Origin of the sequence: Streptomyces sp. NPDC005551, from assembly GCF_042871785.1 — a bacterium.
Lineage (GTDB): Bacteria > Actinomycetota > Actinomycetes > Streptomycetales > Streptomycetaceae > Streptomyces.
Genome location: NZ_JBIAJE010000001.1, coordinates 893,588 through 909,200 on the forward strand (window position 1 = coordinate 893,588; position 15,613 = coordinate 909,200).

Genomic DNA, 15,613 nt, shown 5'->3' on the forward strand with positions numbered 1-15,613 from the left:
GAGCGCGTCGAGACGTACGCCCTCGCGCGCGGTCTCGCTCCCGCCGGGCAGGCGCGTTTCACGGGGCGCGGCCAGGGGCGCAGTCCCCGCGGCTCGGTGGCGGACCTGCGGCGAGGCCGGTTCACACAGCTCCCGCACGCGCCGCCCACCGCTCAGAAAGCGGTGCGGCGCCCGTCCGGTACGGCTCCGCCGGGCACCGGCGTCTCGCCGAGGCGGCCGGGGAGCGAGTCGACGAAGCGGGCGTCCAGGTCGGGCGAGCACTGGAACCCGCCGAGCCGCGCCGCCCGCTTCGTCCACACCGGCGGAACTTCGGCCGCCCGGTGCGGCAACTCCCGCGCGTACGGCGGCGACTGAGAGGCACAGAGCTCGTCTGTTCCTCCCAGGAGGTGTCCACCGTGCAGTACCCGCACTCGCACAGTCACCGCAGACGCAAGGTCTCCCGCCCCCGCATGCTCCTGTCCACCGCCGTCTGCGGCGCTCTCGCCGCCGCCGGACTCACCGCACTGACCGCCGGCACGGCGTCCGCCGCGACCGCCCGCCAGGTGGAGAAGCTCGACCGGGGTGTGGTCAGCGTCCACACCGACAACGGCAACCTGGTCGGCTGGCGCTGGCTCGGCACCGACCCGGACAACGTGTCCTTCAACGTCTACCGCGGCGGTACGAAGGTCAACTCCACCCCCGTCACCGGCTCCACGAACTACTTCCACTCCGGGGCGCCGAACTCCGCCGACTACACCGTCCGCGCGATCGTGAACGGCGTCGAGCAGGCCGACTCGGTGCACGCGATCCAGTTCCGCACGGGATACAAGGACGTGCCGCTGACCCCGCCCGCGGGCGGTACGACCCCCGACGGAGTCGCGTACACCTACGAGGCCAACGACGCCTCCGTCGGCGACCTGGACGGCGACGGCGCGCTTGACTTCGTCCTCAAGTGGCAGCCGACCAACGCCAAGGACAACTCCCAGTCCGGGTACACCGGCAACACGATCGTCGACGGCATCAGACTCGACGGCACCCGGCTCTGGCGCGTCGACCTCGGCAGGAACATCCGCTCGGGCGCGCACTACACCCAGTTCCAGGTGTACGACTACGACGGCGACGGAAGGGCCGAGGTCGCCATGAAGACGGCCGACGCGACCACCGACGGCCAGGGCAGGGTCATCGGCAGCGCCTCCGCCGACCACCGCAACTCCAGCGGGTACGTGCTGTCCGGACCCGAGTACCTGACCATGTTCAACGGGCAGACCGGCGCGGCGATGGGCACCGTCGACTACGTCCCGGGCCGCGGTACGGTCTCCTCCTGGGGCGACTCGTACGGCAACCGGGTGGACCGGTTCCTCGCCGGTACCGCGTACCTGGACGGGGCCCGGCCCTCACTGATCATGGCGCGGGGCTACTACACCCGCAGCGTCATCGCCGCCTGGGACTGGCGCAACGGGGCGTTCACCCGGCGCTGGACCTTCGACTCCAGCTCCTCGACCAACAGCGGCAAGGGGTACGACGGCCAGGGCTCGCACAGCCTGTCCGTCGGGGACGTCGACAACGACGGCAAGGACGAGATCGTCTACGGGGCGATGGCCGTCGACGACAACGGCAACGGCCTGTGGACCACGAGGACCGGGCACGGCGACGCCCAGCACCTGGGCGACCTCGATCCCTCGCACCCCGGCCTGGAGTACTTCAAGGTCTCGGAGTCCACGTCCCAGCCCGCCGAGCTGTACATCGACCCCGCCAGCGGGCACGTCGACTGGAGCCTCGCGGCCTGCTGCGACAACGGACGCGGTGTCGCGGCCGACATCTGGGCGGGGAACGACGGAGCCGAGGTGTGGTCCGCCGCGGACACGTCGGTCCGTGACGAGTCCGGCGCCACCAAGGGCCGCGAACCGTCCTCCGTCAACTTCCTCTCCTGGTGGGACGGTGACACCAGCCGCGAACTCTTGGACGGCACCCACATCGACAAGTACGGCACGTCGTCCGACACCCGCCTCCTGACGGGCTCCTCGGTCCACTCCAACAACGGCACCAAGGCGACCCCGTCCCTGTCCGGGGACATCTTCGGCGACTGGCGCGAGGAGGTCGTCTGGCCCACCTCGGACAACAGGGCCCTGCGCATCTACTCGACCCCGGCGGAGACCACCACGAGGATCACGACACTCCTCCACGACACCATGTACCGCACGGGCCTGGCCTGGCAGAACACCGCCTACAACCAGCCCCCGCACCCGAGCTACCACCTGGGCGGCGGAATGCGGACAGCACCCCGGCCGGCCGTCTACACGCCCTAGCCGGCCGATCCAGGGGTCCGGCGGCACAGGCGGTGGGTGAGCGCACCCGGTGCTGCCGCGAGGGTGCCCGGGTCGCTCGTCGTACTACGGCCCTGGGTGCCCTCGGTCCTGCCCGCCGCCACTCACGGACGGGCTCCACGGCCTCACACGGGATTCGTCCACTCCTCGCGGAGCATCCCGAAGAGCACGCGGTCGTGGTGCCGTCCGTCCACCAGAACAGCCGACCGGCGACGGCCTTCCTCGCGGAAGCCCAATGAGGTGAAGGCGCGCACGGCGCGCTCGTTTCCGCTCCAGGTGTCCAGCTCCAGCCGGTTCAGGCAGTAGGCACCGAACAGGTGGCGGACCAGCAGCCGCAACGCGTCACTGCCGTGGCCGCGCCCCCAGAACTCGCGCTCCCCGATGGTGACTCCCAGCGTGGCCACCCCGACGTAGGGGTCGAGGTCCCGGTAGTCCACCATGCCTATCACCGTGCCGCCTGCCAGGTCCTCGACCGTGAACACGGCCGACTCCCTCGGGCTCAGTCGCAGCATGGCGTCGAAGCCGAGCCCGACCGCTTCCGCCGTGACCGGGCCGAAACACGGGTCACCGGCTGCGGCCCAGCGCACCACCTCCGGGTCGTTACGCCACCGGAGATGGTGCTCCGCGTCCGCGGAGCGCAGCGCGCGCAGTCTTACCAGGTTTCCTTCGAACATCGGGCAACTCTAGTTGATCAGCGTGCCGGTATCTCGGGGACGCGGTCCCCGCCCCTCCCGGGGGCGGGGACCGCGCCGTGCGCCCGGCTGTGCGGACACGGCGCGCTCGGCGGAGGCGGACGACGGCGTGCCTCGGGAGCCACCGGCCGCGTCAGGACACCGTGCAGGTCCGGTCGCCCAGTCTGAACGACGTCGGTTTGGCGTTCGAGCCCGACCAGCTCCCCGTGAAGCCGAAGCTCACCGAGGAGCCGGCCGCCACCCGGGCGTTCCAGCCGAGGTTCTTCGCGGTGACCGCCGGACCGGACTGCGTGGGGTCGGCGTTCCACATCTGGGTGACCTTCTGGCCGTCCGGGAAGGTCCAGTCGAGCGACCAGCCGGTCCACGCGGCGGAGCCCGTGTTGACGAGGGACACGTCCGCCTGGAAGCCGCCCGACCACTGGTTGGTGACCTTGTACGTCACCGCGCAGGTGCCCGTCGGCACCGGATCCGTACCGCCCCCGCCGTCCCCGGTGCCGGCGGTGTCCCCGTAGACGATCCCGCGCCCGTTGGTCGACACGTACACGCGCCCGTACACCCGCGGGTCACCGGTGATGGCCGCGCCGGTCCAGCCCCACTGATGGGCGTCGTCGTTGATGCGCGTCCAGGTGGCACCCTTGTCCGTGGAGCGGAAGATGCCGCGTACGCCGCCGATCTTCGCGCTCGTGAACAGCGTCTGGTACGAGGCGCCGGGCGCCGCCCTGCCGAAGCCGACGGTGTCGGCCTGGTCGACGCCCGGCACCTTCGTGAAGGTCGCGCCGCCGTCCGTGGAGTGCCACAGCCCGTACGCGCCGTCACTCGCGCCGCCCGCCAGCCAGACGTCCCCCTTCGTGCCGGGCAGCGCCTTGAAGCGCACGCTGTCCCCGCTCGGCAGGCCGGCCGCCTGCGACGCCGTGAACGTGGCGCCGCCGTCGGAACTGACGTAGAACTTGCCGGACTTGAAGCCGTAGAAGGTCTTGGGATCCACCCGGTCGGACTCGACGACCGCCCCGGACGGGATGCCGCTCGACGCGGACCACGAGGTGCCGAACCCACTCGCGTGCTTCACCCCGGTGCCCTCCGGGCTCCACACGAAGCGGCTGCCGTCGGCGGCGGCGGCCACCGTGCCGCCGCCGCTCACCCCCGCCGGGTCGGTGCCCGCGAACCAGTTGGCCCCGTTGTCGGTGGAGAAGGCCACGTGGGGACCGGAGTCGAGATTGCCGACGCGCACCACCGTCCCCGGGTCGCTCTCGGCGAAGTCGAGGCTCGTGGTCGAGGTGAAGTTCGGCGAGGTGTACATCATCGGCGGCACCTTGCCGAGGTCCGTGTGCCGGAACCCGCCGATGTCACCGAGCGCGCTGAGGAGTTGGGCGCCGCCGGAGGGGGGAGCGGCGAGGTCGTTGACGGCCGTCTCCTCCAGTCCCCGCACCATCGGCGTGATGGTGAACTTGTTGCCGCCGTCCCAGTTCGTCAGGTTCTCCGTGCCGTAGACCGTCGCGCCCGTCCCGTACATCATCCGGTCGGAGTCGAACGGGTCGATCTCCAGCGCCTCGGTCATCCACCCCAGTTTCGGGGCCTGTTCGGGCGGCGAGGGATTGGCTCCCCAGGACAGCCACGGCACGGACGAGACGTCCATCGTGTAGCGGTTCGACCGGTCCGGGTACGAGGTGTAGTCCCAGGCCTTCGTCCAGGTGCCCCCGCGGTCGGTCGAGCGGAAGATCTGCGTGTCGGGCCACCAGGAGCTGTACGCCGTGGCCATCACGGTGCCGGGGTGCTGCCGGTCGACTGTCAGCCCGCTGAACCCGTAGTACGTGTCGGCCTCCGCGGCGGGGCTGATGTCCTTCCAGGTCCCCGTCCCGGTCGCGTATCGCCACAGCCGGCCCTTGCCGCCGTCGTACGGGCCGCCGGTGTCGCTGTAGGCGAGGTAGAGGTAGCCGTTCACGGCGTCGAGAACACCCTTGTGCGCGAGGTATCCGGTGGGCTGGCCGGGCAGGCGGGACCAGCTGGCGCCGCCGTCCGTCGAGCGGTAGACGGCGTTGTCCTTGTCGGCGACCCCGACGTACACGGTCTGCGTGGCGTGCCCGGACGATCCCGTGGACTCGTCGAAGGTGACCCAGACGATGCCCTGGTTGTCACTGGCGTACCCGCTCGTGTCGGTCGGGTCCTGGGCGTAGGTGCCGGCGTTCGGGAAGTTCGTGACCTGCGACCAGCTCGCGCCGGAGTCCGTCGAGCGCCACAGGCCCTTGCCGCTGGGCGCCCCCAGGTACAGCACGCTGTTCTTGTTCGGGTCGACGGCGAGGCGCTCGCCCATCCCGCGGCCGGGCATGTTGCCGCCGAGCTTGAACGGCAGATCGGCCTTCTGCCAGCTCGCGCCGCGGTCGGCGGAGCGCAGCACGGCGCCGTTCGTCGGGTCCCAGCCGTTGGTGTAGGTGCCGACGGCGGCGTAGACCTTGTCCGGGTCGGCGGAGTCGGAGGCGAGGCTGACGACCCCGGTGTGCCCCCAGTCGGCCCAGCCGACCGAGTCGAGCAGCGGCGTCCAGGTCTTCGACGACTGCACCCACCGGTAGGCGCCGCCGATGTCGGTGCGGGCGTAGGCGAGGTTCTTCTCGGAGCGGTTGAAGACGATGCCGGGCACGAAGCCGCCGCCGTCGACGCGCGCGTTCTTCCAGGTGTAGGTGTCGGCGGCGACGGCGGCCTTCCCGGCCGCCCTCGCCGGGGCTTCGGCGGCCAGTGCGGGCGGGGTGCCGGCCAGCAGACCGGCCGCCACTGCCAGCACGGCCGTGAGGATGCGGGTTCTTCGCACGGTGGGGTCCTCTCCGGGGGGACGAGGGGCGTGGAAAGACGCGAAGGCCGGGCGGTCCCTCGGTGCGGCGAGGGACCGCCCGGCCACGGCCCCGCCGTCCGTGGGACGGGCGGCGGGGCCTCGGTACGCGGAGCGAGCGGGGACTATTCGAGGAGCTCCGCGTACGAGCCCATGGCGAGGGCTATGTCCGCCTGGGCCCAGAACCGGTGGTACGTGAACGTGGGCGCGGCGCCGCCCGCGAGATAGCTCTCGATCTTCGACCACGCCGGGTCGTTCTTGTAGAAGGACCGCATCGAGAGGAACGTCGACGAGGAGTTGACCGTGTCGCCGTTCGGCATCTTGCCGGTCCAGCCGCTCGGGACGTACACGCCGTCGTCGAAGCGGTTGTAGTCGGCGCGGGTCTCCGGGACGGCGATGCCGAGCGCGTCCTGGTTGTGCTCCCACATGCCGTCGAGCAGCGCCTTCGCCGTCGTCTTCGCCTCCGTGTCACCGGACCGGTCGGCGTAGTACGTCAGGGTCTTGGCATACGCGGCGGCCACACCCACGTCGTTCGTGTAGTCGGCGACGGTGACGTGCAGGGAGCTGTTGGCGCCCGGACTCGAAGCGTTCCAGGTGTCGGGCTTGCCGGACCACTTGAGCGTGGACGGGACCTGGAAGGTGCCGTCCGGGTTGACGGTCGTCTTGGACAGGGCCCAGTCGACCCACTTGTCGAGCACGGCCTTGGCGTCCGCGTCCCCCGTCTGCTGGTAGTACTCGGCGACCCGTTCCATGGACCACGCCTGGAAGCCGAACCACTGGTTGGACGGCGGGTCGTGGTAGACGGGCTTCTCGTCGTAGTACATGCCGTAGAAGGTGGGCGTCCCGGCCGGCGGGGTCGCGTAACGGCCTCCCCAGCTGTTGGTCGCGCCGCCCGCGATGGCGCCCTCGTCCGACTGGAGCCAGCGGTAGAACTCCAGCTGCCGGTCGAGCGACTTGGCCCAGTCCGCCTGCCCCGTCGTCGACTTGGGCTTCAGGTCGGCGTTCTGGCTGAGGGCGTAGGCGGCCAGGGGGTTCTGGTAGCCGCCGTGCGTGTGGCTGGAACCGATGCGCCAGGCCCAGCCCGCCGAGGTGTCGGTGGCGCCGCCCCAGGCGTAGTACCAGGACATCAGGTAGTGCGAGGCGTCCTTGCCGGTGCCGGCCGGGCACGCCGACGGTCCCACGCAGTTGCCGATCTTCTTGAAGTACTTGTCGTACATGGAGTAGCGCAGGTAGTCGCCCATCTTCGCGGCCTTGCCGAGGGTCGTCGACACGTCCGCGCTCTTGCCCTGCTCCTTGGCCCAGACGTCGGCCCAGTAGGCGGCCTGCACGGCACGGGCGTCGGCGTCGGGGGCGTTGGTGAACTTCCACTGCTTGGCGTAGGAGGCGTCGCCGGTGAACAGATCCAGATAGCCGTTGGGGCCGCCGTACTTGAAGGCGTCACAGGTCGGCTGGGGGATCGTCTCGAAGACGGACTCCTGCGGGCCGCGCTGGAAGGTGTTGATGTACGAGGGACCGGTGGCCGTCGGCCCCGCCTCGCACTTGCCGGGCTCGTTGCCGTAGCCGTAGACGTTGTCCACGTCCTGCAGCCAGTGCATTCCGTAGATGTCGTCCGTGCCGTACGCGCTCTTCAGCTCGGCGGCGATCGGGTCGGGACCGACCGAAACCCCACCGTCGAGCTTGGCCGGGTACTCGTTCGGAGTGTCGTGCTCGGGCGCGTACGTGGCCGGCTTGGATGCGTTGTAGAAGGAGTTCGTCGGCTGGTCGGCGTGCGTGGGGATCATGTACGTTTCCATGGTCTTCCACGCGGCGTTGAACCTGGACCAGTCGCCGGTGACCTTCCCGTACATGGCCTGCAGCCAGATCAGATAGCTGTACGCCTCCGACGTCGTCTCGTGCCCGTGGTCCGGAGCCTCGACGATCAGCGTCTCCACCGAGTGGTAGGGGATGCCCTCGGGGGAGAAGTAGCCGTTCGCCGGGTCGGTGATCTTCCCGTACAGCTCCAGGAACCGGGCGTCGTACGCCTTCGACGCGGCCAGCTGCGTCACGGTGACGGTCGCCTTGGTGTGACCGGTCGCCGAGGCCGTGAAGGTGGCCGCACCGGTGCCCGACGCGTCGGCCGTGACGGTCACCTTCTGCGCCGTGTTCCAGTTGGACGGCGTGAAGGTGAGCGAGGAGCCGCCGGTCACGGACAGGCCCGTGTTGCCGCCGGTGCGTGCCACGGCGACCGTGACGTTCGCGCTCGGCTTCGTCGACAGCTTGACCTCGAACGTACCCGACTTGTTCTGCTGGACCCCGAGTTGGGACGGCGACGCGACCACGGCCGGTCCCGACGCGACCGTGATCCCGACCGGTGTGGAGTCGGCCGAGGCCCCGAGGCTGTCGTACGCCTTCGCGACCAGCGAGTGGCTTCCGGCCGCGAGCGAACTCGTGGAGAGCGTGTACGGCGAGCTGGTGTCCGTGCCCAGCAGGGTCGTGTCGTCGTAGAACTCGACCTTGCTGATGGTCGCGTTGTCTGCCGCCGCGGCGGTGGCGGCCAGCGGGACCGGATCGCCCTGCGTGTACACGGCGCCCGCGGTGGGCGACGTCAGCACGGTGACCGGCGGCTGGTGCGCGCCGGCGCAGGTCGTGCCGTTGACGGCGAAGGAGGTGGGAGCGGCGTTGGTGCCGCTGTAGGTGAACTGCGCGCCGGTGGTGACGGCGGCCCCGGCGGCGATCGTCCCGTTCCAGGACGCGTTCTTCGCGGTGACCGTCTTGCCGGCCTGGGACCAGGTGCCGTTCCACCCGTTGGTGAGGGACTGGTTTCCGGTGTAGGCGTACGTCAGGGTCCATCCGCTGATGGCTTCGGAGCCGCGGTTGGTGATCGTCAGATCCGCCGTGAAACCGGAGCCCCAGTCGTTGGCCTTGTAGTCGACGCTGCACTGAACTGCCGCTGCCTGCGCGGGAGTTGAGCTGGTGCTCAGCATGGTGAGCGGCAGCGCCAGGGCCGCCGCGACGGCGGTCCACATCCGTCGCGCGGTACGGCGTCTGCGTCTGGAGTGCATGTGCTGGTTCCTCCTTGCGGCTCGGAGAAATGGGGGAGGAGCAACAAGCCTTGAACCAGTGGGAGCGCTCCCATGATGGGGAGAGGGCTGTGAGGGGTCAAGGTGCTTGAAGAGTCGAAATGATTCGATTGATCGACAGTGCATCTCCTCTGTTCTTTGGCGGCACTTGGCGCTAGCTTCATCGGCACCAGTGGGAGCGGTTCCATCAGTCGACGTGTCGGACACGACACGCCTGAACTGCAAGGAGTCGCTCATGCAACACCCCCCGCGTCCGGCATTTCCCGTGGTCGGCGCCGAGGTCTGCCTCGACGCCGACGGCAGAGCCGGAAGGCTGCTCGGCGTCAACCGCGCCGTCGGCACCCAGGCCAGGAATCTGATTCCGGCCGGCGGCCCCGTGTACCCGCACGATCTCGGCCAGTGGCCGGCGAACCCACCCGGCGATCCGGCGGGCAGGGTCGCCGCCGCCTGGCATGTCAACGGCCCCTCCCTGATCGGCGAGCACCACGGAACCCCCATGTCCTACGGCACCGGGCTGCGCTACCACCTGCGCTCCCTCAACGGATAGGAACCCCGCACATGAGCCGTACAAGAACAGCCCTACTGGCGGCACTTGCCCTGCTGGCCGGTGGTACGGGCACCGCATTCGCGGCCGTCGCCGGGGACGTCGGCCCCGCGGCCGTCCCCTGCACCGTCGACTACAAAGTGCAGAACCAGTGGGACTCCGGCTTCACCACGGCCGTGACCGTCACCAACCACAGCGCCGCCAAGTCCTCGTGGTCGCTGAAGTGGTCGTACGCCGGGAACCAGAAGGTCACCTCCGGCTGGAACGCGAAGCTCAGCCAGAGCGGCGCCACCGTCACCGCCGCCAACGAGAGCTACAACGGCTCACTGGCGAACGGCGGTTCGGTCAGCTTCGGCTTCAACGGCACGTACAGCGGGACGAACGCGCTGCCCGCCACCTTCACCCTCGACGGTGTGGCCTGCAACGTCGACGGCGGCGGAGGCACCGATCCGACGGATCCCCCGACGACTCCGCCACCGACCACCCCGCCGCCGTCCGGCGGCAAGGCGGACAACCCGTACACCGGTGCCAAGGTGTACGTGAACCCCGAATGGTCCGCGAAGGCCGCGGCCGAACCGGGCGGCACGAAGATCTCCAACCAGCCCACCGCCGTCTGGCTCGACCGCATCGCCGCCATCAAGGGCGTGAACGGCGGCATGGGTCTGCGCGCCCACCTGGACGCGGCGCTCAAGCAGAAGGGCTCGGGCGAGCTGGTCGTCCAGCTGGTCATCTACGATCTGCCGGGACGTGACTGCGCGGCTCTCGCCTCCAACGGAGAACTGGGCCCCACGGACATCGGCAGGTACAAGACCGAGTACATCGACCCGATCGCGGCGATCCTGGCCGACCCGGCCTACGCCGGTCTGCGGATCAGCACCGTCATCGAGCCCGACTCCCTGCCCAACCTGATCACCAACGCGGGCGGCACCAACACCACCACCGACGCCTGCGTCACCATGAAGAGCAACGGCAACTACGAGAAGGGTGTGAGCTACGCCCTGGACAAACTGGGCGCCATCCCGAACGTCTACAACTACATCGACGCCGCGCACCACGGCTGGCTGGGCTGGGACACCAACCTCGCTCCCTCCGTCCAGCAGTTCTACCGGGTCGCCACGACCAACGGCGCGAGCGTGAGCGACGTGGCCGGCTTCATCGTCAACACCGCCAACTACAGCCCGACCACGGAGCCGAACTACAAGGTCACCGACAGCGTCAACGGGCAGACGGTACGTCAGTCGAAGTGGGTGGACTGGAACCAGTACGTGGACGAGCAGTCCTACGCCCAGGCACTGCGTGACAAGCTCGTCGCGGCCGGTTTCAATTCCGGTATCGGCATGCTGGTCGACACCTCCCGCAACGGCTGGGGCGGCTCCGCCCGGCCCACCGGCGCCGGTCCGCTGACCTCGGTGGACGCCTACGTGAACGGTGGTCGCGTCGACCGCCGCATCCACGCCGGCAACTGGTGCAACCAGAGCGGTGCGGGCCTCGGCGCCCGGCCGACCGCGGCCCCGGCCGCCGGTATCGACGCCTACGTGTGGGTGAAGCCTCCGGGTGAGTCGGACGGCGCCAGCTCCGTCGTCGACAACGACGAGGGCAAGGGCTTCGACCGGATGTGCGACCCGACGTACACCGGCAACGCCCGCAACGGGAACAGCATGTCGGGGGCGCTGGCCAACGCGCCGCTGGCCGGACACTGGTTCTCGGCACAGTTCCAGGAGCTCCTGAAGAACGCGTACCCGGCGCTGTGACGACCGGATGAGCGAGCCCGTCGGGGGCCGGCGGCGCCGGGCGCGCCGCCGGTCCCCGGCGGCGCGCCCGTCCCGGCCCCCTACGGACCTGCCTCCTCGACGCCGACACGTTTTGCCGTTCGCGCAACACGACTGGCTGTTTCCGGGAGTGGCGGAGCACGCTGTCCGCATCCCGAACGAGAGGTCCGGAACCATGGCACACGCTCACGACCACGTCGGCCACGCCCACACGGGCCCCGCCCACGCGGGCCACGACCACACCCACATGGACTTCGCCGAGATGCTCCCCCTGCTGGAGCAGGAGGCCGAGCTGTTCACGCCCCTCTACACGAGCGCGGCGGCCTGGCTGCGGGAGCTGCGGCCCGAACCCGGTCTGATCGTGGACGCGGGCAGCGGCCCCGGCGTCATCTCCTGTCTGCTCGCCGACACCTTCCCGCAGGCGCGTGTCGTGGCCGTCGACGGTGCGGAGCCGCTCCTGGAGCGGGCCCGCGCCCGCGCCGGGAGCCGCGGCGTCGCCGACCGCTTCAGCACCCTGTGCGCCGAACTCGGCGACGGGCTCGACGAGCTGGAGTACCCGGCCGACCTGCTGTGGGCCAGCAGGTCCCTGCACCACGTCGGCGACCAGCGGGCCGCGCTCGCCGGTTTCGCACGGAGCCTCGCGCCCGGCGGTACGCTCGCGCTACTGGAGGGCGGCCTGTCCCCGCGCTTCCTGCCGCGCGACACCGGCATCGGCCGCCCCGGCCTGGAGTCCCGGATCGACGCGGTCCACGAGCACTGGTTCACCGAGATGCGCGCGGGGCTGCCCGGCGCGGTGGCCGAGACGGAGGACTGGCCCGCCCTGCTGACCGCGGCGGGTCTGCGGCACGTCGCCACCCGCACGTTCCTGCTCGACCTGCCCGCCCCGCTGTCCGAGGAGGCCCGCGCCTTCGTCGTCACGATCCTGACCCGGCGCCGCGAGGGCCTCGCGCACAGCCTCGACGCCGACGACCTGGCCGCCCTCGACCGGCTCCTCGACCCGGACGACAAGGCGAGCGTCCACCACCGCCCGGACACGTTCGTCCTGCTGGCCCACACGGTGTACGTCGGGGTGAAGGGGGAGTAGCCGGCCCCGGGCGCGGGCGGGCGCCCCGGCGGTGAAGCTCTGGCCGGGGCGCCCGCCCGAGGTGTCCCGCGGTGGTGCCGCAGGAGAAGCCCGACCTCCGTCGGGGAGGTCAGGGAGGTGCCGTCCCTCAGACCACGTCGAAGGTGGCCGGGTCGGGACCCAGTCGGCGGTTCTCGTCGAGCGCGCTGATCGCCGCCATGTCCTCGGCGTCCAGTTCGAAGTCGAAGACCTCGATGTTCTCCTTGATCCGCGACGGCGTCACGGACTTGGGGATCACGACGTTGCCGAGCTGGATGTGCCAGCGCAGCACGATCTGCGCCGCCGTGCGCTCGTGCTTGCGGGCGATGGCCACGATCGCCGGGACCTCCAGCAGGCCCTTGCCCTGGCCGAGCGGGGACCAGGCCTCCGTGGCGATGGCGTGCTTCGCGTGGTACTCCCGCGCCCCGCCCTGCTGGAGGTGCGGGTGCAGCTCGATCTGGTTGACGGCCGGGACGACCGACGTCGCCCCGAGCAGCTCGTCCAGGTGCTCCGGGAGGAAGTTGGAGACGCCGATGGACTTGGCGCGGCCGTCCGCGTGGATCTTCTCGAAGGCCTTGTACGTGTCGGTGGACGTGCCCCGGGACGGCAGCGGCCAGTGGATCAGGTACAGGTCCACGTAATCCAGGCCGAGCTTCTCCAGCGACGTGTCGAAGGCACGGAGGGTGGAGTCGTACCCCTGGTCGCTGTTCCAGAGCTTGGTGGTGACGAAGAGGTCCGAACGCGGGACGCCGGCGGAGGCGATGGCCTTGCCCGTGCCCTCCTCGTTGCCGTAGATCGCCGCGGTGTCGATGCTGCGGTACCCGGCCTCCAGTGCGGTGGCGACGGCCTGCTCCGCCTCGTCGTCCGGGACCTGCCAGACGCCGAAACCCAGCTGCGGCATCTCGACGCCGTTGTTCAGGATGATCGGGGGGACCTTGCTCACTAGCTCTCGATCCTTCAGTTCGTCGGGTGGTACTCCATCGTCAACGATCACAGCGCGTGATGCATTCCTGAGTGCCCAATTCGCTCGGGGATGGGCGAGGGGAACCGGATATTGGCCGAAAATGGCCCTGGCGCAGGAGGACGGGTGACGGGACGCGCACGGATCTCCGCGACGGCCGCGATGTCTCCCCCGGCCTCCGGGACGAGCCGGAAACCCGCCGGACGATGGGCCGGCCGGACGGTGGGCCGGCCGGACGATGGCCGGCCGACGGCCCTCAGGCGCGGTACAGGGCCTCGACCTCGGCGGCGTACGCCTTCTCGATCGCCTTGCGCTTCAGCTTCAGCGAAGGCGTGAGCAGTCCGTGTTCCTCGGTGAACTGATGGGCCAGGATCCGGAACGTGCGGATCGACTCGGTCTGCGAGACCAGCGTGTTCGCGGCGACCACCGCGCGCCGCACCTCGGCCTCCAGGTCGGCGTCGCGGACCAGCTCGGACGGGGTCATCCGCTGTTTGCCGCGCATCTGGAGCCAGTGGTCGACGGCCTCCGAGTCGAGGGTGACGAGGGCGGCGATGTACGGCCGGTCGTTGCCTACGACGACGCACTGCGCGACCAGCGGATGGTCGCGCACCCGCTCCTCCAGGACGCCCGGCGAGACGCTCTTGCCGCCGGAGGTCACCAGGATCTCCTTCTTGCGGCCGGTGATCGTGAGATAGCCGTCCTCGTCGAGTGAGCCGAGGTCGCCGGTGGCCAGCCAGCCGTCGTGCAGCGCGGCGTCCGTGGCCTTGGTGTCGTTCAGGTAGCCCTGGAAGACGTTGCCGCCGTGCAGCCAGATCTCCCCGTCGTCCGCGATGTGCACGGTGGTGCCCGGAATGGCCTGGCCGACGGTGCCGAACCGGGTGCGCTCGGGCGGGTTCGCGGTCGCCGCGGCCGTGGACTCGGTGAGGCCGTACCCCTCGTAGATGGTGACCCCGGCGCCCGCGAAGAACAGACCGAGCCGGCGGTCCATGCCCGAGCCGCCCGACATCGCGTGCTTCACCCGGCCGCCCATCGCCGCGCGCACCTTGGCGTAGACGAGCTTGTCGAAGACCTGGTGCTGCATGCGCAGGGCGGCCGACGGGCCGGGGCCCACGCCCCAGGCCTTGTCCTCGATCGCGTCGGCGTAGCGCACGGCGACGTCGACGGCCTTCTCGAAGGCCCCGGCTCTGCCTTCCTTCTCCGCCTTGCGGCGGGCCGCGTTGAAGACCTTCTCGAAGATGTACGGCACGGCGAGGAAGAAGGTCGGCCGGAAGGCGGCCAGGTCGGGCAGCAGGGCCGCCGCGTTGAGCTGCGGCTGGTGGCCGAACCGGACCCGGCCTCGGATCGCGGCGACCTGCACCATCCGCCCGAAGACGTGCGCGAGCGGCAGGAAGAGCAGCGTGGCCGCCTCGTCCCCGCGCCGGGAGTGGAAGACCGGCTCCCAGCGCTCGATGACGGCGTCCGTCTCGAACATGAAGTTGGCGTGCGTGAGCACGCAGCCCTTGGGGCGCCCGGTGGTGCCGGAGGTGTAGATGATCGTGGCGACCGAGTCGGGGGTGACCGCGCGCCGGTGCCGGTGCACCACCTCGTCGTCGAGGTGCGCCCCCGCCTCGTACAGCTCCTGCACCGCGCCCGCGTCGAGCTGCCACAGCTTGTGCAGTCGCGGCAGCCGGTCGACGACGGTGGCGATCGTCATCGCGTGGTCCTCGTGCTCGACCATGACGGCCGCGACCTGCGCGTCGTGCAGCATCCAGAAGACCTGCTCGGCGGACGACGTCGGGTAGACGGGCACCACCTGGGCGCCGATCGTCCACAGCGCGTAGTCGAAGAGGGTCCACTCGTACCGGGTGCGGCACATGATCGCGACCCGGTCGCCGAACCGGACGCCTTGGGCGAGGAGCCCCTTGGACAGGGCGAGCACCTCGTCGCGGAACTCGGCGGCGGTCACGTCACGCCACTGCCCCTGGTCGTCCTTGCGGCCGAGGGCGACGCGCAGCGGGTCCTCCAGGGCATGGTCGAACACGACGTCGGCCAGTCCGCCCACCGGCGGCGGCGACGCCGTCGGAGGGTTGGTGAACTCGCGCAAACCCGCTCCTTGTGGCGCTCGGCACAGCGCCGTGAAAGCTACCTCACGGACGGATCGGACGGGAGGGGGCGAAGGCACCGGGCGGCGCGGCGTCCGCCCCGGCCGGTTCGGGGAAATGCGCGCACATGGGGAAGGGCCGGACAGATTACTTACGGTTCGGTAAGTTTCGGTGCCGTAATCTCCACGGAATCTGTACGACCCCCCTCCGGGTGCCGGGCGCCTGGCGTCACCGAGGCGGAATCCCCGGCTCCTGCCCCTCCGAATGCCACGGGTCGGCCGCTG

General features: G+C 70.4%; 10 protein-coding genes and 1 pseudogene. 5 read left to right on the forward strand and 6 right to left on the reverse strand.

The window, feature by feature from the left end:
• Positions 1-6: 6 nt before the first annotated feature.
• Positions 7-171: pseudogene (locus tag ACFYP4_RS03970) on the forward strand (SAM-dependent methyltransferase); the annotation flags it as partial.
• Here ACFYP4_RS03970 and ACFYP4_RS03975 read toward each other — a convergent pair.
• Positions 153-299: a hypothetical protein gene (locus tag ACFYP4_RS03975; protein WP_388782547.1), complete on the reverse strand. Its 147-nt coding sequence runs from the start codon at positions 297-299 to the stop codon at positions 153-155. The pseudogene ACFYP4_RS03970 and the gene ACFYP4_RS03975 sit on opposite strands and share 19 nt — an antisense overlap.
• Positions 300-449: 150 nt before the next feature.
• Here ACFYP4_RS03975 and ACFYP4_RS03980 point away from each other — a divergent pair, with 150 nt between their 5' ends.
• Complete coding sequence (locus ACFYP4_RS03980) at positions 450-2,285, forward strand: rhamnogalacturonan lyase (RefSeq protein WP_388782712.1); 1,836 nt, start codon at positions 450-452, stop codon at positions 2,283-2,285.
• Between the two features lie 143 nt (positions 2,286-2,428).
• On the opposite strand, the gene ACFYP4_RS03985 is transcribed toward ACFYP4_RS03980, so the two are convergent.
• The 3 genes from ACFYP4_RS03985 to ACFYP4_RS03995 all read right to left on the reverse strand — a co-directional run bounded on the left by ACFYP4_RS03985 (position 2,429) and on the right by ACFYP4_RS03995 (position 8,854).
• Positions 2,429-2,977, reverse strand: a complete 549-nt coding sequence (locus ACFYP4_RS03985; protein ID WP_358855417.1) for a GNAT family protein — start codon at positions 2,975-2,977, stop codon at positions 2,429-2,431.
• A 151-nt stretch (positions 2,978-3,128) separates the two neighbouring features.
• A complete protein-coding gene (locus ACFYP4_RS03990; RefSeq protein ID WP_388782550.1) occupies positions 3,129-5,795 on the reverse strand; it encodes a cellulose binding domain-containing protein in 2,667 nt (888 codons plus the stop codon).
• A 143-nt stretch (positions 5,796-5,938) separates the two neighbouring features.
• Positions 5,939-8,854: a glycoside hydrolase family 48 protein gene (locus ACFYP4_RS03995; RefSeq protein WP_388782553.1), complete on the reverse strand. Its 2,916-nt coding sequence runs from the start codon at positions 8,852-8,854 to the stop codon at positions 5,939-5,941.
• Between the two features lie 253 nt (positions 8,855-9,107).
• Here ACFYP4_RS03995 and ACFYP4_RS04000 point away from each other — a divergent pair, with 253 nt between their 5' ends.
• The 3 genes from ACFYP4_RS04000 to ACFYP4_RS04010 all read left to right on the forward strand — a co-directional run bounded on the left by ACFYP4_RS04000 (position 9,108) and on the right by ACFYP4_RS04010 (position 12,269).
• Positions 9,108-9,419: a hypothetical protein gene (locus tag ACFYP4_RS04000; RefSeq protein WP_358853035.1), complete on the forward strand. Its 312-nt coding sequence runs from the start codon at positions 9,108-9,110 to the stop codon at positions 9,417-9,419.
• A gap of 11 nt (positions 9,420-9,430) precedes the next feature.
• Positions 9,431-11,167 carry a glycoside hydrolase family 6 protein gene (locus ACFYP4_RS04005; protein WP_358853034.1) on the forward strand — a complete coding sequence of 579 codons (1,737 nt, stop codon included), beginning with the start codon at positions 9,431-9,433 and terminating at the stop codon, positions 11,165-11,167.
• 193 nt (positions 11,168-11,360) lie between these two features.
• On the forward strand, positions 11,361-12,269 hold the full coding sequence (locus tag ACFYP4_RS04010; RefSeq protein ID WP_388782557.1) for a class I SAM-dependent methyltransferase: 909 nt from the start codon (positions 11,361-11,363) through the stop codon (positions 12,267-12,269).
• Between the two features lie 127 nt (positions 12,270-12,396).
• Here the strand turns inward: ACFYP4_RS04010 and ACFYP4_RS04015 are convergent, their stop codons facing one another.
• The gene (locus tag ACFYP4_RS04015; RefSeq protein ID WP_358853040.1) at positions 12,397-13,188 is read right to left on the reverse strand and encodes an aldo/keto reductase; all 792 of its coding nucleotides are present in this window, start codon (positions 13,186-13,188) and stop codon (positions 12,397-12,399) included.
• Between the two features lie 316 nt (positions 13,189-13,504).
• On the reverse strand, positions 13,505-15,331 hold the full coding sequence (locus tag ACFYP4_RS04020) for an AMP-dependent synthetase/ligase (protein ID WP_388782560.1): 1,827 nt from the start codon (positions 15,329-15,331) through the stop codon (positions 13,505-13,507).
• Between the last annotated feature and the right edge of the window lie 282 nt (positions 15,332-15,613).